Here is a 20,834-nt window from a genome sequence, read left to right on the forward strand (position 1 = left end):
ATGGACGTGGACATCTGGGCCTGGGTCGGCGAAACCCAGCAGCAGCTTTCCGAGGCGGGCAACGTTGGCCTCGCCATGGCGCTGGGAGACCTCCCCGCACAGGCCTATGAGGGCCGATATCCGCAGCTCGACGTCATGGCCCCGGCCATCGCGCAGCAGGCCGAGACCCTGGAGCTGCCCTGGCTCGAGTTCTACGCCCGCTACTGGCACCTGATCGGCCGCATCGGCGACCGGGCGCAGGGCGCGGTCGCGATCGACGATGCGCAGCAGCTTCTCGCGTTCGCTCAGCGCGAAGACGTCCGTGAGTGCCCGGCCGCCCCGGCCGCGGTGGAGGCGCTGGCGATCGCGTGGGCCAACGCCGACGGCCCCGGCTACGCGGGTGACCGCCTGGAGACGCTGGGGTCGTTCATCGACGGCGTGAGCCCCGAGCGGCCGGCCTTCACCGGGCTCGTGACGCAATACGTCGCCGCGCTCATCGACGCGGGCAAGCCCGGCGAGGCCGTCACCTACGCCGAGTCCGCCGTCGAGCGGCTGCGCACGGCCGGGCGCGAGGCGAGCTGGGAGCTCGGCGCCGAGAGCGCCCGCGCGCTGCTCGCCGCGGGCCGTGCCGCGGACGCGCTCGACGCGCTGCAGACCGCGGCCGGGTTCCAGCCGGACGACCCGGTGGCCAAGGAGCACCGCGACGGCGTGCGACGCTCGCTCATCCTCGCCACGCTCGGCCGCACCGCCGAGGCCGTGGACGCGCTGCCCGACCTCGACGTGGTCGGCGAGCACCCGCGCGTGTTCGTGGAGTGGTCACAGGCGGTCAGCAAGCTGGCCGGCTCCTCGCAGATCACCAACACCTGGCAGCTCGGCCGCGTGTTGCGCCAGTGGATGGACTACTTCGGCATGATGGGCGGCTACCGCGCCCGCGTCGAGCTCGCGCTGATCGCGGGCGACCTGGCCGTCGCCAGGCAGGGCGTGTGGCAGGCCAGGCTGCTCGCCGACCTGGCCGAGTCGGGCGCCGCCGAGCTGCGCGAGACCGGCGGGCTGGCCGAGCGCATCGCCGCGCTGCGGACCGTCGCCGGCGCCGCCACCGAGCCCGAGGCTCCGGGCCCGCTGGAGGAGAGGGTCGGCCTCTTCGACGCCGCCGACGGCTTCAACGCCGACCCGGAGAGGTGGGTCGGCTGGCTGGCGCCGCTGTCCGGCCAGGACCTGGAGGCCACCCGCCGCCACACCACCACGCTCGGTTTCCTCGGCTACCCCGCCACCGGCGCCGACATCTACTGGAAGCTGCTGGTCGACAGCGGTGACATCGCCGGCGCCGACCCCGACGACGTGGCCTACCTGACCACGCTGCTCATCGAGGCCCGCCAGGACGAGCGGCTGGAGCAGCTGGCCGCGCTGCTCCCGCACGACGCCCAGCACGTCGCCCTGGCCAGGCTGCACACCGCGCGTGAGCGCTGGCAGGAGGCGCTCGACGCCGCCGAGCACGCCGTCGCGGCCGGGGCCGGGGTCGAGGCCCGCCGCCTGCTGTCCGGTGCCGCCCAGCAGCTCGACCACAACGCCAGGGCCGCCGAGGTGCTGCTCGAGGTGCTCGACGAGCTCGCCGAGGAGGACGTCTGGCGCATGATCGTCATGGCCACCTCGGCGGAGGACTGGGAGACCGTGCGCAAGGGCGCGGCCAAGATCGGCATGCCGATCAAGTCCAAGGAGGGTCCGATCGAGGAGGAGATGGGCCTCATCAGGGTCATCCTCCCCGCGCCCGACGGCGGCCAGCGCCAGGTGCTCTCGATCCGCACCGGGCCCGCCACCGCCAGGCTGGCCCTGCCGCAGCCACGCGGCATGGACTACAACGCCGGCGACCTGGTCGTGTTCGACCCGCAGCTCCTGGAGCCCGTCCCGGACGACCCCCAGGAGCAGCAGAACTTCGTGCCGCCCTTCGCGGCGGTACGCATCCTGCGGCCCGGCGGCTACACCAGCTACTTCTTCGACGGAGCCGCGCCGAGCGAGTCTGACTGGGCGGATTTCACCGAGGTCATGGCCGAGCGCGGCTGGCCGATGTGGGTCTACAGCGACGAAAACTACTCCGTCACCCACCCGACCAGCGGCGAGTCGCTGCCGGGCGTGTTCGGGTGGGTCGCGGTGCCGCCGGACGTGTCGGCCTCCGAGGTCGACGCGCTGCTCGACGACGCCACCGAGCGTTGGGTGCATCCGCTGGCCTGGCTCGACCTGGCCCGCGAGATCGACGTCGAGGTCGAGCGGCACGAGCGGATCGTCAAGGAATACGGGCTCTGACGTGCTGGGGCGGTTCAGCCTCGACGGCAAGGTGGCCATCGTCACCGGTGCCTCCTCGGGGCTGGGCGTCGCCTTCGCCCGCGGCCTGGCCGAGGCGGGCGCCGACGTCGTGATCGGCGCCAGGCGCGAGGACCGGCTGGTGGAGACGCGGCGGCTGGTCGAGGAGACCGGCCGCCGGTGCCTGGCCGTGCGGACCGACGTGTCACAGCCGGAGGACTGCGACGCGCTCGTCACCGCGGCCGTCGAGGCCATGGGCCAGGTGGACGTGCTGATCAACAACGCCGGGATCGGCAGTGCCGTGCCCGCCGTGCGCGAGACCCCCGAGGAGTTCCGGCAGGTCTTCGACGTCAACCTGTACGGGACTTACTGGATGGCGCAGGCGTGCGCGCGGGTGATGGGTCCCGGCTCGTCGATCGTGAACATCGGCAGCGTGCTGGGCGAGACCACGGTGGGGCTGCCGCAGGCCGCCTACAGCGCGTCGAAGGCGGCGCTGATCGGGCTCACCCGGGATCTCGCGCAGCAGTGGACCGGGCGGCGCGGCATCAGGGTCAACTGCCTGGAGCCGGGGTTCTTCCGCTCGGAGATGACCGAGCAGTTCAAACCCGGTTTCGTCGAGCAGATCGTGGAGTCCAGGACGGTGATGAAGCGGCCCGGCGATCCGGCGGAGCTGGTGGCCGCGGCCGTTTTCCTGGCGAGCGACGCGGCCTCGTACATCACCGGGGTGACGCTGCCGGTGGACGGCGGGGTCCTGCTCACCTAGCTCTCGGGCGCGACCAGCAGGTCGTGCTGGGCGGCGAGGAAACCGGCGTGGAAGCGGGTCCTGGCGCCCAGGCGCTCGCACAGCACCTGTACGCGGCGCTGCACCGTACGCGGGCTCAGCCCCAGCTGCCTGGCGATGGCGTCGTCCTTCATGCCGGCCGCCAGCAACGCCAGCACCTCCGTGTCCGGGGGCTGCGGCCACACCTCGGGCTCCAGGGTGTCCTCGGCGGTCAGGTGCAGCGGCACGGCCGCGCGCCACAACGTCTCGAACAGTCCCACCAGGGCGTCGAGCAGCGCCGACGGGTGCACCACGAGGGCGCTCTCCACGGCCCTGTCCTCGTCGGAGACCAGCGGCAGGATGGCCGTGCCCGCGTCGGCGATGGCCAGCTTGACCGGCACCTGGCCGAGCCTGGCCCGCTCGCCGTCGGCGATGGCCTCTCGCGTGTGGGCCAGCATGCCCGGATGCTCGAACGCCAGCGGGCTGTAGATCCCGCGGGTGGGCGCCCGCTGGCGGGCCGCCCGCTGCCGGTTCTCCTGGTCGTCGCTGATGTCCACCGCGTACGGCGGATGCACCAGCACCAGCATCTCCTGGGTGGCGTTGCGCTCGAGCTGGAGATAGCGGCGGGCCACGGCGTCGCGTCCGGTCACCACCTCCAGCACCTCCTCCGGGTGCGGCCCGGTGCGCTCGGCGACCTCGGTGGCCAGCAGCGCGGCGGCCGCCCTGCTGTGGGTGATCTCCTCCTGGCGGCGGGCGACGAGGATGTCGATGGCGATGTTCGGGGGAGTGGCGATCAGTCGCAGCGGCCGGCCCGCGACCCGGGAGATCAGCCCGAGGTCCTCCAGCCTGGGCAACATGCGCCGGATGGCGGCGGCGGACGAGCCGGTCTCGGTGGCCAGCTGGCTCAGGGTGGCGGGGCCGTGCCTGAGCAGCGCGCGGTAGGCCGTCTCCTCGGCGACGGTGACACCGAGCCCCTCGAGTAAGCGCCGCTGCGCCATGTCACTCTCTTCCTGACGTGCCATGATCCCGATTCAGATTACGTCAGGCTTGTTCGGCAGTGCCTGGGGCTCTATGGTCGTTGCGTAGTCCGGTACGTGTTGCGCATTAAGGAACAACCGGAGGCGTCATGAGTCGGCCCCGATTGGTGATCGTGGGGGCGGGGATCGTGGGATGTGCCCTCGCTGACGAGCTCACCGAGCGGGGGTGGACCGATGTCACCGTCGTCGACCAGGGGCCGCTCTTCGCCGCTGGGGGATCCAGCTCGCACGCCCCCGGCCTGGTCTTCCAGACGAACCCGTCGAAGACGATGACCGAGTTCGCCGCGTACACGGTGCGCAAGTACACCGCCCTCGGCGAGCGGTGCTTCCGTCAGGTCGGCGGGCTGGAGGTGGCCACCACCCCGGAACGCTGGACCGACCTGCACCGCAAGCACGGCTGGGCCGAGTCGTGGGGAGTCGAGGGGCACCTGGTCGACACCGGCAGGTGCGCCGAGTTGTGGCCGCTGCTCGACCGGGACAAGGTGCTCGGCGGGTTCCACGTACCCAGTGACGGGCTGGCGGCGGCGGTCGCGTGCGGCGAGGCGCAGGCGGCGCGGGCCACGGAACGCGGGGCCAGGTTCCTGCCGGGGCACACGGTGGTGGGCATCGAGCAGCAGGGCGGCCGGGTCACCGGCGTCTCGGTGGTGACCTCGGGCGAATACCGGACGATCCCCGCCGACGTGGTGGTGTGCGCAGCGGGGTTCTGGGGGCCCTCGATCGGGAAGATGGCCGGGCTCAACGTGCCGCTGCTGCCGCTGGCCCACCAGTACGCCAAGTCCGGTCCCCTGGCACCCCAGCCGGAGGGCCCCATCCTCCGGCACCAGGACCGCGACCTGTACTTCCGCCAGCACGGCGACCGCATCGGCGTCGGCTCCTACTCGCACCGGCCCATGCCGGTCACCCAGGAGGAGATCGGTCCCAAGGGCACCACCATGCCGTCGGTGCAGGCGTTCACCGAGGAGGACTTCGACCCCGCCTGGCGGGACGCGGTCGAGCTGTTGCCCGCGCTGGCCGAGTCCAAGTACGAGGACGGCATCAACGGGATCTTCTCCTTCACGCCCGACGGGTTCCCGCTGATCGGCGAGGCGCCGCATCTGGACGGGTTCTGGCTGGCCGAGGCCGTCTGGGTGACGCACTCGGCCGGGGTCGCCAAGGCCGTCGCCGAGCTGCTGGTGACCGGGACGTCCGGGTTCGACCTGCACGAGTGCGAGCTGAGCAGGTTCGAGCAGGCGCAGCTGGCGCCCGCGTTCGTCGAGGAGCGGGGCAAGCAGAACTTCGTCGAGGTCTACGACATCATCCACCCGCTCCAGCCGATGGAGTCACCGCGCCCGCTGCGTACCAGCCCGTTCTACCCGCGCCAGCGGGAGCTGGGGGCGAGCTTCCTGGAGGCGGCCGGGTGGGAGCGGCCCCACTGGTTCGAGTCCAACGCGCCGCTCCTTGAGGACCTCGTGAAGCTCAGATCCTCCCATCTCCCCTTCCCCGCGAAGGTGCAGCTGGGCGCCGCGCAGCGGGACGAGTGGGCCGGCCGCTACTGGTCGCCGATCGCGGCCGGCGAGTCGCACGCCACCAGGGAAGAGGCCGCGCTCTACGACATGACGCCGCTCAAGCGGATCGAGGTCGGCGGCCCTGGCGCGGTGGGGTTCCTGCAGCGCATGACCACGAACAACGTCGACAGGAAGCCCGGCTCGGTCACCTATACGCTGCTGCTCGACGCCAGGGGCGGCATCAGGTCCGACCTCACGGTGGCGCGGCTGGCGGAGGACCGCTTCCAGATCGGCGCGAACGGCAACCTCGACCTCGACTGGCTGACCCGGCACGCGCCCGGCGGCGTGCAGGTACGCGACATCACGCCCGGCACCTGCTGTGTCGGCGTGTGGGGACCGCGGGCCAGGGAGCTGGTGCAGGGGCTGACCGACATGGACCTGTCCCACGAGGGCTTCCGCTACTTCACCTGCAAGTCCGGATATATCGGGCATGTTCCGGTGCTGGCGCTACGCGTCTCCTATGTGGGCGAGCTGGGCTGGGAGCTCTACACCAGCGCCGACATGGGCCTCAAGCTGTGGGACACGCTCTGGGCCCCCGGGCTGGCCGTCGCGGGTGGGCGGGCGGCCTTCAACAGCCTGCGGCTGGAGAAGGGCTACCGGCTGTGGGGGGTCGACATGACGACCGAGCACAACCCGTACGAGGCGGGGCTGGCCTTCGCCGTCAAGACCGACAAGGACTTCATCGGCCGCGACGCCCTCTCCACGGAGATCACCCGCAAGCTGGTGCCGCTGCTCAGCACCGAAGTGGTTATGGGCAAGGAGCCAGTAAGGCATGAGGGGCGCACGGTCGGGTACGTCACCAGCGCGGCCTACGGCCACACCATCCAGAGTCCCATCGCGTACGCCTGGTTGCCGATCGAGCTCGCCGTGCCCGGGACAATTGTGGATATTTCCTACTTCGGCCGCCGCGTCCCTGCGGAAGTCGCCGCCGAGCCGCTGTTCGACCCCGGGATGGAGAAGATCAAACGTTGATCCTCTGGCGTAACCCCGACCCCAAGCCGGCGTACGACGTGGTGATCGTGGGCGGCGGCGGGCACGGCCTGGCCACCGCGTACTACCTGGCCAGGAACCACGGCCTGACGAACGTCGCCGTCCTGGAACGAGGCTGGCTGGCCGGCGGGAACATGGCCCGCAACACCACCATCATCCGCTCCAACTACCTGTGGGACGAGAGCGCCGCGATCTACGAGCACTCGCTGAAGTTGTGGGAGGGGCTGAGCGCGGAGCTGGACTACGACCTGCAGTTCAGCCAGCGCGGGGTGCTCAACCTGGCGCACAGCCTGGGCGACGTGCGCGAGGGCCGGCGGCGGGTCAACGCGAACCGGCTCAACGGCGTGGACGCCGAATGGCTGGACGCGGACGAGGTGAAGAAGTTCTGCCCGATCATCAACGTGTCCGACCGGGCCCGCTACCCGGTCATGGGCGCGACCTTGCAGCGGCGCGGCGGGATCGCCAAGCATGATCACGTGGCCTGGGCGCTGGCTCGCAAGGCGGACGCGTACGGGATCGATCTCATCCAGGGGTGCGAGGTCACGGGGTTCGAGATCACGAAAAATCGGGTGATGGCCGTACAGACCTCGCGTGGGCGGATCGCGGCCGGGAAGGTCGCGCTCGCGGCGGCCGGGCACACGTCGGTGCTGGCCGCGCAGGCCGGGATCCGGCTGCCACTGCAGTCGCACCCGCTCCAGGCGCTGGTGTCAGAGTTGCTGGAGCCGGTGCTCGACTGCGTGGTCATGTCGAACGCCGTCCACGTGTACGTCAGCCAGGCACACAAGGGTGAGCTGGTCATGGGGGCGGGGATCGACGCGTACAACTCCTATGGGCAGCGCGGCGGCGTGCACGTCATCGAGGCGCAGATGGCGGCGGCGCTGGAGCTGTTCCCGATCTTCAGCCGGGTTCGGGTGCTGCGCACCTGGGCGGGCATCGTGGACGTCTCCCCGGACGCGTCGCCCATCGTCGGTCCGACCCCCGTGGACGGCCTCTACATCAACGCGGGCTGGGGCACCGGCGGCTTCAAGGCCACTCCCGGCGCCGGCTGGGTGTACGCCGACACGCTCGCTCACGAGAGGCCGCATCCGCTGGCGGAGCCGTTCGCGCTGGACAGGTTCAGCACGGGGGCGCTCATCGACGAGCACGGCGCGGCGGCGGTGGCGCACTGATGTTGCTGATCGCCTGCCCCCACTGCGGCCCCAGAGACGAGAACGAGTTCCGGTACGGCGGCCAGGCCGGCATCGCCTACCCCGCCGGCGAGACGTCGGATCAGGAGTGGGCCGAGTACGTGTTCCTGCGTGACAACCCCAAGGGCTGGTTCCGCGAGCGCTGGTTCCACGGGCACGGCTGCCGGACCTGGTTCGACGTCGAGCGGCACACGGTCACCCACGAGATCAGGAAGGCCCCATGAGGTTCACGTTCGACGGCCGGTCGCTGGTGGCTGAGCCGGGTGACACGCTGGCGGCGGCGCTGCTGCGCAACGGGGTGCGGGTGGTGGGCCGCAGCGTGGAGCTGGGGCGGCCGCGCGGGATCTTCACCGCCGGGCCCGAGGAGCCGAACGCGCTGGTCCGGGTGGGCGCCGATCCGATGCTGGCGGCCACCACCGTGGAGCTGTACGACGGGCTGGAGGCGTGGAGCCTGCGCGGCAAGGGGCGGGTGGACCTGGACGCCGCGGACGATCGGCGTTGCGACAAGGGTTACCTGCACTGCGACGTCCTGGTGATCGGCGGTGGCCCCGCCGGGCTGGCCGCCACCGTCGCGGCCGGGCAGTCGGGGGCGCGGGTGATCCTCGTGGACGACCAGCCCCTTTTGGGCGGTGACCTGCTGAACAGCCAGGTTGTTCTGGACGGCGCTCCCGCTCTGGAGTGGGTGGCTGGACTCTCGTTGCCTGCCCGGGTGCTCACCAGGACGACCGCTGTCGGTTACTACGACCACAACTATGTGGTGGCCGTGGAGCGTAGGGCTCAGGGTGAGCGGCTGTGGCACATCAGGGCGCGGAGGGTGGTGCTGGCGACGGGGGCGCACGAGCGCTCGGTCGCCTTCCCCGGGAACGACCGGCCGGGGGTGATGCTGGCCTCGGCCGCGCGGGCCTACGCGAACCGCTACGGCGTTCGTGCCGGGCGGCGGGCGGTGGTGTTCGCGTGCGCGGATTCGGGCTATGAGGCGGCGCGCGACCTCGTGGCTTGCGGAATGGACGTGACGGTCGTTGATCCGCGCCCCGAGGGGCTTGCGCACGACGTCGAGGTGCTGGCCGGTCAGGTGGTGACCGGGACGACGGGTGACGCGGAGGGCGTGCTCACGGGCGTCCAGGTCGGTGATCGGCACTTCCCGGCCGACCTGCTGGCGGTCGCGGGCGGCTGGAACCCGGCCGTGCACCTGTTCAGCCAGTCGCAGGGACGGGTTCGCTTCGACGAGGCCTTGCAGGCTTTCGTCCCGGGCACCTCGGCCCAGGCGGAGCGTTCGGCCGGAGCATGCAGGGGCGTCTACGGCACCCGAGAGGCCATTGCCGACGGGTACGCCGCCGGCGCGGAGGCCGCCGAGCCGGCGCTTGACGGCAGACGCCCCGAGGCGGCCGAGTTGCGGGTGCCGGAGTGCGACGAGCGGCCTCAACGGCCACCAGCCGCCCTCTGGACGGTCGACGCACCTTCGGACGAGCCCGCGTTCGTGGACCTGCACCGGGACGTGACCGTCGCCGACCTGGCCAGGGCGACGGCGACCGGGATGCGGTCGGTCGAGCACGTCAAGCGCTACACCACCGCGGGCACCGGCGCCGACCAGGGCAAGACCTCGGGAGCGGTCGTCGTGGGCGTCATGTCGGCCCTCCTCGGAGCCGCGCCCGGCCAGGTGGGCACCACCACGTTCCGGCCCCCGTACGCGCCGGTGTCCTTCGCCACCCTGGCAGGACGTGATCGCGGCGCGTTGTCCGACCCCGTCAGGACCACCGCCATGCACGACGCGCACGTGGCCAGGGGAGCGGTGTTCGAGGACGTCGGCCAGTGGAAGCGCCCGTGGTACTTCCCCCAGGACGGCGAGCCGATGGAGGCCGCCGTGCGGCGCGAATGCCGCGCGGCCCGCACCTCCGTCGCCGCCATGGACGCCTCCACCCTCGGCAAGATCGACATCCGGGGCGGCGGCGCGGGGGAGTTCCTCGACCGGATCTACACGAACATGTACTCCACCTTGGCCGTCGGCGCCTGCCGCTACGGGCTGATGTGCACGGCGGACGGCATGGTGTTCGACGACGGCACCACGACCAGGCTCGCCGAGGACCACTTCCTGATGACCACGACCACGGGCAACGCCGCCGCGGTGCTCGACTGGCTGGAGGAGTGGCATCAGACGGAGTGGCCGGACCTGGACGTGTCGTTCACGTCGGTCACGGACCACTGGGCGACGGTCGCCGTCGTCGGACCACGCGCCCGGGAGATCATCGCGGCCGTCGCGCCCGGAGCGGTCGAACTGGCATTCATGCGGTACGCGAGCACCTCCGTGCTCGGCGTCGAAGGCCGGGTGTTCAGGATCAGCTTCTCGGGCGAGCTGGCCTACGAGGTCAACGTGCCCTGGCGGTACGGCAGGGCGCTGTGGGAGGCGGTGCTGGACCTGGGCGCGGTGCCGTACGGGACCGAGACCATGCACGTGCTGCGCGCCGAGAAGGGGTTCGCGATCGTCGGCCAGGAGACCGACGGCACCGTCACCCCGCAGGACCTCGGCATGTCGTGGATCGTCTCCAAGCGCAAGCCGGACTTCGTCGGCAAGCGCTCCCACGCCCGGCCGGACACCGCCAGGAACGACCGCAAGCGTCTGATCGGCCTGCTGACCGACGACCCGGCGACGCTCGTGGAGGAAGGCGCCCAGCTGCTCGCCCGGCCCGCGGACGCTGGGGCGCCGTCCGGCGGGATCTTGGACGGCGCCGCACCGATGATCGGCCATGTGACCTCCAGTTATGCCAGCGCCGCGCTCGGCCGCACGTTCAGCCTCGCCATGGCCAGGAACGTCGCGCAAGGCGACCGGATCACGGCGGTGTCCGGGGGAGCGGCGCACGGCGTGACCGTCGTGGAGCCCGTCTTCTACGACCCGGAGAACGCCCGCCGCGACGGCGACCCGCTGGAGGGCTCGCTTCCCTCGTACGTGGGCGAATGCCGCGTGGAGAGCCCCGCCGCCGCCTTCGCCGCCCGCTTCGAGGCCGTGAGCACCCCGTCCGTACGCCTGCGCGAAGCCCCTTTCGAGCCCACGTGGGAGGTGCGTGGAACGGACCCGGGCGTGGGCCTCCGGCTGGGCCCGTCGTGGTGGCTCATATCCGGAAATTTCCAACCACAGCCGGAATGGGTGGACGTATCGGACCAACGCACGATCCTGGAGCTCTCAGGCCCCCAGGCCGAGGACGTGCTGATCACCGGCTGCCCCATCGACCTGCACCCATCAGCGTTCCCCGGCCACGCTCAGACCCTGCTGGCTCAGACCGCGGTGCTACTGGAACGGAGATCCCCCGGCACGTACCGCATCTACGTCAGATCATCCTTCACCAGATACCTGGCAGAGTGGCTGATCGACGCCCTCGCGGCGTTATAAGACCATTTATGGGCACTTGATTACCTAGACTTTACGGAAAAATCGGAGTCTGGGGGTACGGGTGCGAGTTCGGACGTTCATGGCCGGTTTGGCGACGATGGCGGTATTGACCGGCTGTGGCGGTTTGGAGGCGCAGTCCACGAGCCCCGAGACCGCCAAGCCCGACTCGGCCTCGGTGACGGAGGCCCGCCAGAAGCTGGCCAAGTTAGCGGTCAAGGGCCGCGCCCCCAAGACCGGCTTCGACCGCGACGAGTTCGGCCCAGCCTGGTCCGACGTGGACCACAACGGCTGCGACACCCGTAACGACATACTCAAGCGCGACCTGGAGAACGAGAAGTTCAAGGCGGGCACCCACGACTGCATCGTGCTGAGCGGCACGCTCGACGACCCGTACAGCGGCAAGACGATCAGCTTCAAGCGCGGCCAGGACACCAGCACGGAGGTCCAGATCGACCACCTGATACCGCTGTCGGACGCCTGGCAGAAGGGCGCGCAGCAGTGGTCGGCGACCAAGCGCAAGGAGTTCGCCAACGACCCGCTGAACCTCATGGCGGTGGACGGCCCCCTGAACGGCCAGAAGAGCGACTCCGACGCCGCCACCTGGCTCCCGCCCCGCAAGCAGTACCGCTGCGCCTACATCGCCAGGCAGATCGACGTGAAGGCGAAGTACGAGGTCTGGCTCACCTCGGCGGAGAAGGACGCCATGGAGACCATCCTGGACGGCTGCTGACGGCTATACGCGCGGTCAGCCGCGAGGCTCAGGCGAACAAGATCCTCAACTACTTCGGCTCCAGATCCCAGCTGATCCTCACCGGCGACTTCAACGCCCTGCCCACCGACGCGCTGTCGAAGCGGTTCGTGAGCGCGGGCTGGGCGGACACCGGCGCCAGGTACGCCAACCAGCCGACCCTCGGCGACGCCCGCATCGACTACGTGTACACGAGAGGAGTCACCACCACGAGCGGCTCCGTACTCTCAAGCACCCTCTCCGACCACAGACCGATCGTCATGAGAATGACCCGCTGATCGCCACCCATCTCGGCGACGAGGTCACCGGATCGTCGCGGCCCAACATCGCGTTTCCCGTGGATGGCCAGACGTTCGAGGTCGCATAGGAACGCCGGCCCGCCGTCGTGATCGGCGGGCCGGCACAGGGGGATCAGTCGTCGTCGTGGTCGTCGTGGTCGTCGTGCCCGTGGTCGTCGTCCCGGTCCGCCCGCTTCGTCTCCTGCTTGGTGACCTTGCCCGAGGACGCGTCCACGTCCACCTCGTGCCGCTGCGAGCCCTTGACCAGCTCGATCTCCCACACGTCCGGCCGCGTGCCCCGGCGGTCGTAGTCGACCTCGCTGACCCAGGCCCCCGGCACCGCCTTGTGCGCGATCTCCATGGCCCCCTCCGCCGTGACCTTCGGCGCGGCGGCGGAGGTGGTGGCGGCGAAGGCGGCGCCCCCGCCCGCGACCAGCGCGACGACCCCGGCACCTGCAACGATGAACTTCTTCGTGATCCGCATGTCTCCACGAAATCGCGATCATCGATAACCGCGCGCTAAGCCATGGTTAATGGCTCCCGCCGCCACCAAGCGTGAACGACCGATCACGCATGGGTCGCGTCGTCAAGAGCACCTCTACGCACGCGCCGCCCCCAGAAGGCGTGGAGACGGTCAGGTGGCCGCCGCATGATTCGGCGGTGCGGCGGGCGATGTCGAGGCCGAGCCCCGTCGAGCCGCCGCCGCTGTTGCCCCGTTCCAGCAGCGCCGGATCGAACCCGGGTCCCGAGTCCTCGACCGCCAGCAGGGCGCCCGAAGGATGGGGCGCCAACCGTACGGACATGGCGGACCCTTCGGGGGTGTGCGCGAAGACGTTGCCGAGCAGTGCGTCCACGCAGGCCGCCAGCTCCTCGGCGCCCACCGCGACCGGCAGCGGGGCGGCGGGCAGGGAGATCGTCAACTCGCGCCCCTGGTCCTCGGCCAGCACCGACCAGAACCGCACCCGCTCCCGCACCACCACCGCCGCGTCGCAGGAGTCGCGCCCGGCCGAGCGGCGCCGCGCCTCCGTGATGACCGCGCTCACCGCCCGCTCCAGCGCGTCCACCCTGGCCTGCACCCGCGCCGCCTCCTCCGGGTCGCGCAGCGACTCCGCGTCCAGCCTGAGGCCCGTCAACGGGGTACGCAGCCGGTGCGACAGGTCCGCCACCGACTCCCGCTCCGCCACCAGCAGTTCGTCGATCCGCCCCGCGAGCTGGTTGAGCGCCAGCGCCACGGAACGCACCTCGGGAGGCCCGCCGAGCTCCGCCCGAGCCGTCAGATCGCCGCCAGCGAGCCGGTGCGAGACCCGGGCGAGCCCGTCCACCGGCCGCGTCACGGCCAGCGCCAGCCGGTCGGCCAGCACGATCCCCAGCACCACGAGCGCGAGGCCGAGCAGGAGCAGCGCCAGCCACGCCTCCCGCACGCCCCTCATCAGCTCGGTGTCCGGCACGAACACCCTGATCACGGCCGTGCCCCCGGGCGACTGCGCCGAGACGAGCACCTCCCTGCCCCCGGTGGCGGAGGCGGTCACGCTGCGTCCCGTCGCGGCCAGGCGTACGGCGTCGGTACGGGTGGCGGCCGCGCCCACCGTACGGCCGTCGGGCAGGAACACCGTCACAGGACGCGACACCTGCTCCACGGCCAGCGCGAGGTCGGGCGTGCCCACCGCGAGCGCGACGGACTCGGCGGCGGCCGTGGCCCGGCTCATGGCGCCGTTCTCGGCCACGGCGCGGATCAGCAGCGCCATCGGCACCAGCAACGCGATCAGCACGAGCGACGTCGTCGCCGCCACCAGCAGCGCCAACCACCGCCTCACGACGGCTCGACCAGCTTGACGCCGACGCCGCGCACCGTGTGCAGGTAGCGGGGCTCCGACGCCGTCTCGCCCAGCTTCCTGCGCAGCCACGACAGGTGCACGTCCACGGTCTTGTCCGCCCCGCCGTACGGCAACTGCCACACCTCCGTCAGCAGCTCCCGCTTGGTGACCACCTCACCGGGCCGCGCGGCGAGATAGTGCAGCACGTCGAACTCCCGCGGCGTCAGATCCAGCGCCGTCCCGTCGAGCGTGGCGGTGCGCGCCCGCGGGTCCACCCGCAGCGAACCCACCGCCAGCGGCTCAGGCGCCGACCCGCCCGCCCGCCGCAACACCGCCCTGACCCGCGCGTCGAGCTGCGCCGCGCTGTACGGCTTGACCACGTAGTCGTCGGCCCCCGCGTCCAGCACCGGCACCATCTCGGCGTCTCCGTCGCGGGCGGTCGCCACGATCACCGGCACCCGGCTGACCGCCCGCAACATCCGCAGCAGCTCCACCCCGTCGAGGTCGGGCAACCCCAGATCGAGCACGATCAGATCAGGACGATCCTGTACGGCCAGCCGCAGCCCGTCCAGCGCCGTCGGCGAGGAGGAGACGGCGTGCCCCAGCTCCCGCAGCCCACGGCTGAGCGCCGTGCGAATCGCCACGTCGTCCTCGATGAGCAGGATGTCGGCCATGTACAAGAACGTAGACGCTCGATGAGCGTGCCTTGGGCAGCCTTAGCGTCGCCTTAACCTGGCCTTAGCCGTACCTGGGGAAAGGTGAAGGCGATGAAGAGACTCGTCCTGGCCTGGGCCGTCACCGCCGTCGCCGCCACCGGCGCGGCGGTGGCGGTGCTCGGGCTGCTCGGCACCGGCCTCACCGGCAGCTCCAGCCATGTGCTCAGCCCTGCGGAGGTCCGCGCCGCCCTCACCACGGCCACCCCGCGCACCGTCGCCGCGCCGACCGGCACTCCCGCACAGGCGTCCCAGGGCAAGCTGATCCGCAGCGCGGGCGGCACCGTGATCGCCTCCTGCGACGGTGACCAGGTCACGCTGCGCTCGTGGAGCCCCGCCCAGGGCTATTCCGTGGACGGCGTCGAGGCGGGGCCGGCCCGCGAGGCCAAGGTCGAGTTCGAGCCGGACGAGGGCGAAGAGGTCGAACTCAAGATCATCTGCTCGGGCGGCCAGCCGGTCACGCTTCGGCACTGAGCGCGGCCTTCGTCAGCTCGGCCTGCCGTCGGATCTGTCCCATGACGACGGCGTTCACGCCCTTGGACTCGAACGTGGCGACCATCTCGTCCATGACCGCGTTCGCCCGCCCCAGATCGCCCTGCCGCGCTTCGGCCCTGGCCAGGCGGCGCATCACCAGGTTGAGCGTGATGTTGTCGATGCTGGCCGCGCGGGCGACCCGGGTGAGGTGCTCGATGCCCTGTTTGGGGTCCGGCGGCCGGACTCGCAGCCGTTTGCCCGCCGTCAGCGCCTTGAACTCCCGCTCGGCGTTCAACCCCTTGACCATCCGGGCGTAGACGGACAGCGGGTGGTCGCCGTACCTGTCGATCACCTCGTCCAGCGCCAGGTTGCCCGAGCGCAGCGCCGGCGAGTCGGAGCCCAGCAGCGAGAACAGTTTGCCCTGCTCCTCGCCCAGCATCAGCTCGGCCACCTGGTGGTCGTCGCGGGTGACCGGGAACCGCACCCTGACCAGGCAGGCGGGGGAGACGATGCGGGAGCCGTCGGCGGCGACGTACTGGGCGCGCACATGGTATTCGCCGGGCTGCTGGAAGTAGTGGCCGTCGCGGCCGTGCCCGATGTACGCGCTGCGGTACATCGCCGGGTTGCCCGCGTCCAGCCGGATCTCCGGCGAGGTGTCCACGCAGTGCCGCATCATCGGCCGGTAGAGCACGGTTCTGCCGCCCGGCTGCGTGATCGACACCTGGGTGAACTCCGTGTCGGGATGCAGGTGGCCGTGCGTGGCGCGGGGCTCGCCCGCGTAGGACAGCTTGAGCTCGACCACGACGGGCTCACCGAGCTCGAACGACTCCTTGGCGCGCAACTCCAGCCGCAGCCCCGAGCGGTCCTCGACCGGCTGCTCGAAGGGGGCTATTTCGGCGGCTCCGATGCCGAACGCGTTCGCCCCCATGGCCACGTCCCGGTAGAAGCCGTGGCGCAGGTGCACCAGCTCGGGATCGGTGAACTCGAAGGGGAACGCGGCCCAGTAGCCGGGCTCGCCGTTGGGGCGGTAGTTCTGCACATAATTCATCCACGACAGATCACCGAAGCCCCCGTCAGGGCCCAGCGGTTGAGGTGGAGTGGCGAGGTTCTTCTGCCACGAATGCAGGAGGTTGAAGGCGTGCCCTAACTCATGGACATAAGTCCGTAATTGCGCCCGTTGCGCCTGCGGCGTCGCCCCCTTGATCGCGTCGTAGAACACCGCGGACCCCTGCCGCTGGTGCGCGTCGTTGTAGTCGAACATGATCCCCCGGTAGCCGCCCACGTGCTTGCTGGCCACCAGCAGCCACACCCGCCACGCGGGCGCGTCGCCGAACGCGCTGAACTGCTGCGTCATCGCGTGGTGCAACTCGGCGTCGTCCCACGCCAGGTCCGCGCCCGACCCGTCGACCGGGATCACGCCCGGCTGCGCCAGGGTCAGCTCGATGCCCGCCTCCGCGTAGGCCGCGCTCACGCTCAGCTCCCTCGCCGGCGAGCCGCTCGGCCCGGGCAGCGTACCGGTCTGGTACGACACGAACGGCACGGTCCCCGTCACGGAGTCCTGCTCCAGCAGCACGCTGCGGAAGTACGGCGAGGCGAAGGCCACCTGATAAGTACGCCCGGCCACCGCGGCGGTCCCCGACCCGTCGATGATCGTGACGCTCACGTCCTTCACCGCGGTGTCGAACGTGAAGACCCCCCGCCCCTGGATCCGCTCGGCCCGCACGGATGGGGCGTTCACCACGAACGAGCCGACGTAGGACGTCGTCGCGCCCGCCACGGTGAACAGGTCGCCGCTCACCCGCCCGGTGGGCCTGGCCCCGTCGACGTCGACCCGGAGCGCCAGCCGCGAGTCGCCGTCCTGTCCCTGGTACAGCCCGCTGATCATGGGAGCTCCCTCGCTTGGGCTTCTACGAGGGAACACTTCTCCCGCCGCGAGTGGCTGTCAACGAGCTCCGCGAACTTGGAGCGCCCCCAGCAACTCCTCCGATGCCTTCGCGATCGTCTCGACCGCCCGATCGAACGCCTCAGCGTTGTGCGCGGCCGGGGCGCGGAAGCCGGAGATCTTCCTGACGTACTGCAACGCGGCCGCTCGCACGTCCTCGTCGGTCACATTCTCGGTGAACGGGGGCCGCAGGGTCTTGATGCTTCGACACATGCCCTAACGGTAATAGCCGATTCGCTGGCTTATCTCCCGGGCGCCCTCGACGAGCAGCTCGCCCACCTCCGGCAGCCGGTCCGGCGTCAGCCGGTAGGACGGCCCCGAGGCGCTGACCGCGGCCACCACCGAGCCGTCGCTGCCCCTGATCGGCGCCGCCACCGCGTTCAGGCCCACCTCCAGCTCCTCCACGGTGGCGGCCCAGCCGCGCTCCCTGATCTCGCCGAGCTCCAGCCCGGCCTCCGAGGTGATCGTCCGCGGCGTGTAACGCTCCAGCCCGGCGGGCAGCCGCAGGGCGCCGAAGGCCAGCAGCACCTTCCCGCTGGACGTGGCGTGGGAGGGGGTGCGCTGCCCGACCCAGTTGTGGCCGCTGATCGCCGCGGGGCCGCGTACCTGGCTGATGTTGACCGTGTCGCCGTCCTGCGGCACCGCGATGTTGACGGTCTCGCCGACCGCCTGCGCCAGACGCAGGCACACCGGCCGGCTCTCCCGCGACAGGTCCAGCTGGGCCGTGGCGGCGCCCGCCAGCCGTACGACGCCGAATCCGAGCCGGTAGCGCCCCCGGTCGCCGCTCTGCTCCACCAGCCCGCCCTGCTCCAGTGCCGCCAGCAGCCGGAACGCCGTGGACTTGTGCACGTCGAGCTCCACCGCGAGGTCGGTGACGCGGGTGGCGCCCTCGCGGGCGAGGATCTCCAGGATCGCGATGGCCCGATCGACCGACTGAACCGTCGTAGTGTTGCTCATAGCGCAACAGAATACTTTGTCGGAGCCGTGTGGCAGGCTCGCGGCATGGTACAGAAAACCAGTTACGCCGACGGCGCGCCCTGCTGGGCGCAGCTCCTCACCAGAGACGCCGTCGCCGCGGAGCGCTTCTACGCCGAGCTGCTGGGCTGGGAGTGCCGTGACCAGGGCGGGTGGACGATCTGCCACGTCGGCGGCCGTCCCGTGGCCGCCATCACGCCCGACCCGCAGGCCGACGACCCGGCCGCGTGGACGGTCTACCTGTCGACCTCCGACCTGTCGGCGACCATCGCCAGGCTCGACGCGGCGGGCGGCAAGCTGATCGAGGGGCCGGTGGCGAGCTACGCGCTGGCGAGGGATCCGTTCGGGGCGAAGTTCGCGATCTACCAGCCGACGCCCGAGTTCATCGGGGCGGGCGTGCAGGCCGAGCCGGGGGCGATGAGCTGGGCCGAGGTCAACACCCCCGACGGCAAGGGGGCGGACGCGTTCTACGGCGCGGTGTTCCCGTACGAAACGGAGCCGGTGCTTGGCGGCATCGACTACACCGTCTACAACGCGGGCGGCGAGCCCGTCTGCGGGCGGCTGCAGATGGACGAGCACTGGGAAGGCGTGCCGCCGCACTGGATGGTCTACTTCGACGTGGCCGACCTCGACGCCGCCGCCGCGAAGGTGGCCGAGCTGGGCGGCGAGGTGCCGGTGCCGCCGTTCGAGTCGCCCTACGGCCGCATCGCGGTCGTCAACCACCCGGGAGGCGGCGGATTCTTCAGCTTGCGTCAGCCACGGGGTTGAGCTCGTTGCCGAAGTCGAGTGCGATCTTACGCATGCCCTCCGCCAGGTCGTCGCGGTCCAGCGCGGCGATCCGCTCGGCGGGCCCCGACACTGACATCGCGGCCACCACCCGGTCGCCGTCCCACACGGGCACGGCCAGGCAGTGCACGCCGAGCTCCTCCTCGCCCAGGTCCATGGCATAGCCGCGGGTCTTGACCAGGTCGAGCTCGGCGAGCATGGCGGTCAGGTCGATGATCGTGTTCGGGGTGCGCCTCGGCATGCCCGTCCGCTCGAACACCGCGACCGCGTTCGCGGCGGCCCGCCCGGCTAGCAGCACCTTGCCCACGGCCGTGCTGTGCGGCAACACCCGCCGGCCGACCTCGGCGAACATGCGCAGCCTGCGCGGCGACGGCACCTGCGCCACGTAGACGATGAAGTCGCCTTCGAGCACGGCCAGGTTCGCGGTCTCGCCGGACAGCTCGACCATCTTGGTGAGGTACGGCTGCGCCCACACGCCCACCATGCTCTCGGCGATGCCGCCCAGGCGCACGAGCCCGCCGCCCAGGGCATAGCGGCGGTCGGATTCCTGGCGCACGTAGCCGCGGGCGAGCAGGGTCTGCAGCAGCCGGTGGATGGTCCCGTACGGGAGGCCGGTCCTGGCGGCGATCTCCGACAGGCCCGCCTCGCCCCCGTGCTCGGCCAGGGCCTCCAGCACGTCGAGCGCCCGCTCGACCGACTGCACACTCATAGGGAGACCCCGCGCAGCGAGGCGTCGAGGACCTCGGCCGTGTGCGCCACCCTGATCTCCGCTCCCGCGCGCCGCATGGCCGAGGCGATCTGCATGGTGCACCCGGGGTTGGCGGAGACCAGCAGCTCGGCGCCGGTCGTGCCGACCGCCGCGGCCTTCCTGTCGCCGAGGTCGCGGGCGGCCTCGGGCTGCAGGATGTTGTACGTGCCCGCCGAGCCGCAACAGATCGCCGACTCGGGGATCTCGCGCAGCTCCAGCTCGGGGATGCCGCTCAGCAGCTCGCGCGGCTGGGAGCGGATCCCTTGGGCGTGGGCCAGGTGGCAGGCGTCGTGGTAGGCGACGGTGAGCGGCAGCGGGTGCCGCTTGGCCACGGGCCCCAGCTCGGCCAGATATTCCGACAGGTCGACGACCCTGAACCCGGGCTCGCTGCCGAGCAGCTCGCCGTACTCCTTCATGGTCGAGCCGCAACCGGCCGCGTTCACCACGACGGTGTCCACTCCGGCCCGCTCGAACGCCCGGACCGTCCGGCGCGCCAGCCGCCTGGCCTGGTCCTGGAGCCCGGAGTGCACGCTGAGCGCCCCGCAGCAGCCCTGGCCGCGCGCGATCACCACGTCGCAGCCCTCCAGCGCGAGCACCCGCGCGGTGGCCGCGTTGACCTGCGGGAAGAACTCTCCCTGCACGCACCCGGTGAGCATCCCCACCACGGCCCTGCGCTCCCCTCTGGCCCTGACCACGCGCGGCATCCGCTGCCGGTGCTGCACCCGCGGCGCGAGCGCGGCCATGGCGCCGAGGCTCGGATTGACCCGGGTGAGGAACGGCGCCATCCGCGCGGACAACCACATCGTCGGCCGCAGCAGCCGCAGCCTGCGCGGGTAGGGGAACAGGCTGAACACGATCCCGCGCACGGCCCGCTCCCGCGGCTCGCGTACGTGCTCCCGCTCGACCACCACCCTGGTCTGCTCGATCAGCCGGTCGTACTGCACCCCCGACGGACAAGCCGTGACACACGCCATGCAACCAAGACAGGCATCGAAATGTCCCGCCATTTCCGGGGTGATCGGCGTGCCCTCGACGTGCTGCTTCATGAGGTGGATCCGCCCGCGCGGCGAGTCCATTTCCTCGCCCCACAACGCATAAGTCGGACATGTCGGCAGGCAGAACCCGCAGTGCACGCAGTCGTTGATCAGCTTCGGGTCCATGCCAGGCCCCTCCCTGGAAACC

At 71.2% G+C, this 20,834-nt stretch carries 19 protein-coding genes; 10 read left to right on the forward strand and 9 right to left on the reverse strand.

Translation table 11 applies throughout. From position 1 onward, the window contains the following. Both ACFLIM_RS04200 and ACFLIM_RS04205 read left to right on the forward strand, forming a co-directional pair. Entirely contained in the window at nucleotides 1-2,277 is a 2,277-nt protein-coding gene (locus ACFLIM_RS04200) for a tetratricopeptide repeat protein (protein ID WP_393162056.1), read from the forward strand. 1 nt (nucleotide 2,278) lies between these two features. Then, entirely contained in the window at nucleotides 2,279-3,037 is a 759-nt protein-coding gene (locus ACFLIM_RS04205; RefSeq protein ID WP_393162058.1) for an SDR family NAD(P)-dependent oxidoreductase, read from the forward strand. On the opposite strand, the gene ACFLIM_RS04210 is transcribed toward ACFLIM_RS04205, so the two are convergent. Then, nucleotides 3,034-4,056, reverse strand: coding sequence for a helix-turn-helix domain-containing protein (locus ACFLIM_RS04210; RefSeq protein ID WP_393162060.1), 1,023 nt, complete (start codon nucleotides 4,054-4,056; stop codon nucleotides 3,034-3,036). The two genes, ACFLIM_RS04205 and ACFLIM_RS04210, sit on opposite strands and share 4 nt — an antisense overlap. Before the next feature lie 104 nt (nucleotides 4,057-4,160). Between ACFLIM_RS04210 and ACFLIM_RS04215 the strand changes: the two genes are divergently transcribed. The 6 genes from ACFLIM_RS04215 (at nucleotide 4,161) to ACFLIM_RS04240 (ending at nucleotide 12,200) form a co-directional block, all read left to right on the forward strand. Then, on the forward strand, nucleotides 4,161-6,587 hold the full coding sequence (locus ACFLIM_RS04215) for a GcvT family protein (protein WP_393162062.1): 2,427 nt from the start codon (nucleotides 4,161-4,163) through the stop codon (nucleotides 6,585-6,587). After that, the gene (locus ACFLIM_RS04220) at nucleotides 6,584-7,774 is read left to right on the forward strand and encodes a sarcosine oxidase subunit beta family protein (protein ID WP_393162064.1); all 1,191 of its coding nucleotides are present in this window, start codon (nucleotides 6,584-6,586) and stop codon (nucleotides 7,772-7,774) included. The genes ACFLIM_RS04215 and ACFLIM_RS04220 overlap by 4 nt, the downstream gene beginning before the upstream one ends. Continuing rightward, the gene (locus tag ACFLIM_RS04225; RefSeq protein ID WP_393162066.1) at nucleotides 7,774-8,016 is read left to right on the forward strand and encodes a sarcosine oxidase subunit delta; all 243 of its coding nucleotides are present in this window, start codon (nucleotides 7,774-7,776) and stop codon (nucleotides 8,014-8,016) included. The genes ACFLIM_RS04220 and ACFLIM_RS04225 overlap by 1 nt, the downstream gene beginning before the upstream one ends. Then, complete coding sequence (locus tag ACFLIM_RS04230; RefSeq protein WP_393162068.1) at nucleotides 8,013-11,174, forward strand: 2Fe-2S iron-sulfur cluster-binding protein; 3,162 nt, start codon at nucleotides 8,013-8,015, stop codon at nucleotides 11,172-11,174. Before ACFLIM_RS04225 ends, ACFLIM_RS04230 begins: the two co-directional genes overlap by 4 nt. 61 nt (nucleotides 11,175-11,235) lie before the next feature. Further along, nucleotides 11,236-11,904, forward strand: a complete 669-nt coding sequence (locus ACFLIM_RS04235; protein WP_393162070.1) for an HNH endonuclease family protein — start codon at nucleotides 11,236-11,238, stop codon at nucleotides 11,902-11,904. Continuing rightward, nucleotides 11,850-12,200, forward strand: a complete 351-nt coding sequence (locus ACFLIM_RS04240; RefSeq protein WP_393162514.1) for an endonuclease/exonuclease/phosphatase family protein — start codon at nucleotides 11,850-11,852, stop codon at nucleotides 12,198-12,200. The genes ACFLIM_RS04235 and ACFLIM_RS04240 overlap by 55 nt, the downstream gene beginning before the upstream one ends. A gap of 133 nt (nucleotides 12,201-12,333) precedes the next feature. Here ACFLIM_RS04240 and ACFLIM_RS04245 read toward each other — a convergent pair whose 3' ends face one another. From ACFLIM_RS04245 to ACFLIM_RS04255, 3 genes are read right to left on the reverse strand one after another with little or no spacing between them, the layout of a single operon-like run. Further along, nucleotides 12,334-12,684 carry a PepSY domain-containing protein gene (locus tag ACFLIM_RS04245; RefSeq protein ID WP_393162071.1) on the reverse strand — a complete coding sequence of 117 codons (351 nt, stop codon included), beginning with the start codon at nucleotides 12,682-12,684 and terminating at the stop codon, nucleotides 12,334-12,336. A gap of 46 nt (nucleotides 12,685-12,730) precedes the next feature. Continuing rightward, a complete protein-coding gene (locus ACFLIM_RS04250) occupies nucleotides 12,731-14,014 on the reverse strand; it encodes a sensor histidine kinase (RefSeq protein WP_393162073.1) in 1,284 nt (427 codons plus the stop codon). Then, nucleotides 14,011-14,688 carry a response regulator transcription factor gene (locus tag ACFLIM_RS04255; protein ID WP_393162075.1) on the reverse strand — a complete coding sequence of 226 codons (678 nt, stop codon included), beginning with the start codon at nucleotides 14,686-14,688 and terminating at the stop codon, nucleotides 14,011-14,013. The genes ACFLIM_RS04250 and ACFLIM_RS04255 overlap by 4 nt, the downstream gene beginning before the upstream one ends. A gap of 93 nt (nucleotides 14,689-14,781) precedes the next feature. Here ACFLIM_RS04255 and ACFLIM_RS04260 point away from each other — a divergent pair, with 93 nt between their 5' ends. Next, nucleotides 14,782-15,201, forward strand: a complete 420-nt coding sequence (locus ACFLIM_RS04260; protein WP_393162076.1) for a hypothetical protein — start codon at nucleotides 14,782-14,784, stop codon at nucleotides 15,199-15,201. Here ACFLIM_RS04260 and ACFLIM_RS04265 read toward each other — a convergent pair. Genes ACFLIM_RS04265 through ACFLIM_RS04275 form a run of 3 tightly spaced genes read right to left on the reverse strand, consistent with a single transcriptional unit; the run spans nucleotide 15,185 to nucleotide 18,100 of the window. Then, complete coding sequence (locus tag ACFLIM_RS04265) at nucleotides 15,185-17,086, reverse strand: hypothetical protein (protein WP_393162078.1); 1,902 nt, start codon at nucleotides 17,084-17,086, stop codon at nucleotides 15,185-15,187. The two genes, ACFLIM_RS04260 and ACFLIM_RS04265, sit on opposite strands and share 17 nt — an antisense overlap. Before the next feature lie 57 nt (nucleotides 17,087-17,143). Then, nucleotides 17,144-17,356, reverse strand: a complete 213-nt coding sequence (locus tag ACFLIM_RS04270; protein WP_393162080.1) for a DUF2277 domain-containing protein — start codon at nucleotides 17,354-17,356, stop codon at nucleotides 17,144-17,146. Nucleotides 17,357-17,359: 3 nt separating this feature from the next. After that, nucleotides 17,360-18,100 carry an IclR family transcriptional regulator gene (locus ACFLIM_RS04275; RefSeq protein WP_393162082.1) on the reverse strand — a complete coding sequence of 247 codons (741 nt, stop codon included), beginning with the start codon at nucleotides 18,098-18,100 and terminating at the stop codon, nucleotides 17,360-17,362. A gap of 45 nt (nucleotides 18,101-18,145) precedes the next feature. Here ACFLIM_RS04275 and ACFLIM_RS04280 point away from each other — a divergent pair, with 45 nt between their 5' ends. Continuing rightward, entirely contained in the window at nucleotides 18,146-18,886 is a 741-nt protein-coding gene (locus tag ACFLIM_RS04280; RefSeq protein WP_393162084.1) for a VOC family protein, read from the forward strand. Here the strand turns inward: ACFLIM_RS04280 and ACFLIM_RS04285 are convergent. Both ACFLIM_RS04285 and ACFLIM_RS04290 read right to left on the reverse strand, forming a co-directional pair. Beyond that, on the reverse strand, nucleotides 18,861-19,613 hold the full coding sequence (locus tag ACFLIM_RS04285) for an IclR family transcriptional regulator (protein WP_393162086.1): 753 nt from the start codon (nucleotides 19,611-19,613) through the stop codon (nucleotides 18,861-18,863). The two genes, ACFLIM_RS04280 and ACFLIM_RS04285, sit on opposite strands and share 26 nt — an antisense overlap. After that, nucleotides 19,610-20,812: a (Fe-S)-binding protein gene (locus tag ACFLIM_RS04290; RefSeq protein ID WP_393162088.1), complete on the reverse strand. Its 1,203-nt coding sequence runs from the start codon at nucleotides 20,810-20,812 to the stop codon at nucleotides 19,610-19,612. The genes ACFLIM_RS04285 and ACFLIM_RS04290 overlap by 4 nt, the downstream gene beginning before the upstream one ends. Nucleotides 20,813-20,834: the final 22 nt, after the last annotated feature.

This window comes from Nonomuraea marmarensis (assembly GCF_043197025.1).
Taxonomy (GTDB): domain Bacteria; phylum Actinomycetota; class Actinomycetes; order Streptosporangiales; family Streptosporangiaceae; genus Nonomuraea; species Nonomuraea marmarensis.

Excerpts from the sequence above, each read along its gene's own strand:
- ACFLIM_RS04260 (WP_393162076.1), top strand. The coding sequence starts at position 14,782 with ATGAAGAGACTCGTCCTGGCCTGGGCCGTCACCGCCGTCGCCGCCACC.
- ACFLIM_RS04255 (WP_393162075.1), bottom strand. The coding sequence starts at position 14,688 with ATGGCCGACATCCTGCTCATCGAGGACGACGTGGCGATTCGCACGGCG.
- ACFLIM_RS04265 (WP_393162078.1), bottom strand. The coding sequence starts at position 17,086 with ATGATCAGCGGGCTGTACCAGGGACAGGACGGCGACTCGCGGCTGGCG.
- ACFLIM_RS04200 (WP_393162056.1), top strand. The coding sequence starts at position 1 with ATGGACGTGGACATCTGGGCCTGGGTCGGCGAAACCCAGCAGCAGCTT.
- ACFLIM_RS04290 (WP_393162088.1), bottom strand. The coding sequence starts at position 20,812 with ATGGACCCGAAGCTGATCAACGACTGCGTGCACTGCGGGTTCTGCCTG.
- ACFLIM_RS04210 (WP_393162060.1), bottom strand. The coding sequence starts at position 4,056 with ATGGCACGTCAGGAAGAGAGTGACATGGCGCAGCGGCGCTTACTCGAG.
- ACFLIM_RS04280 (WP_393162084.1), top strand. The coding sequence starts at position 18,146 with ATGGTACAGAAAACCAGTTACGCCGACGGCGCGCCCTGCTGGGCGCAG.
- ACFLIM_RS04275 (WP_393162082.1), bottom strand. The coding sequence starts at position 18,100 with ATGAGCAACACTACGACGGTTCAGTCGGTCGATCGGGCCATCGCGATC.
- ACFLIM_RS04245 (WP_393162071.1), bottom strand. The coding sequence starts at position 12,684 with ATGCGGATCACGAAGAAGTTCATCGTTGCAGGTGCCGGGGTCGTCGCG.
- ACFLIM_RS04230 (WP_393162068.1), top strand. The coding sequence starts at position 8,013 with ATGAGGTTCACGTTCGACGGCCGGTCGCTGGTGGCTGAGCCGGGTGAC.
- ACFLIM_RS04225 (WP_393162066.1), top strand. The coding sequence starts at position 7,774 with ATGTTGCTGATCGCCTGCCCCCACTGCGGCCCCAGAGACGAGAACGAG.
- ACFLIM_RS04270 (WP_393162080.1), bottom strand. The coding sequence starts at position 17,356 with ATGTGTCGAAGCATCAAGACCCTGCGGCCCCCGTTCACCGAGAATGTG.
- ACFLIM_RS04215 (WP_393162062.1), top strand. The coding sequence starts at position 4,161 with ATGAGTCGGCCCCGATTGGTGATCGTGGGGGCGGGGATCGTGGGATGT.
- ACFLIM_RS04285 (WP_393162086.1), bottom strand. The coding sequence starts at position 19,613 with ATGAGTGTGCAGTCGGTCGAGCGGGCGCTCGACGTGCTGGAGGCCCTG.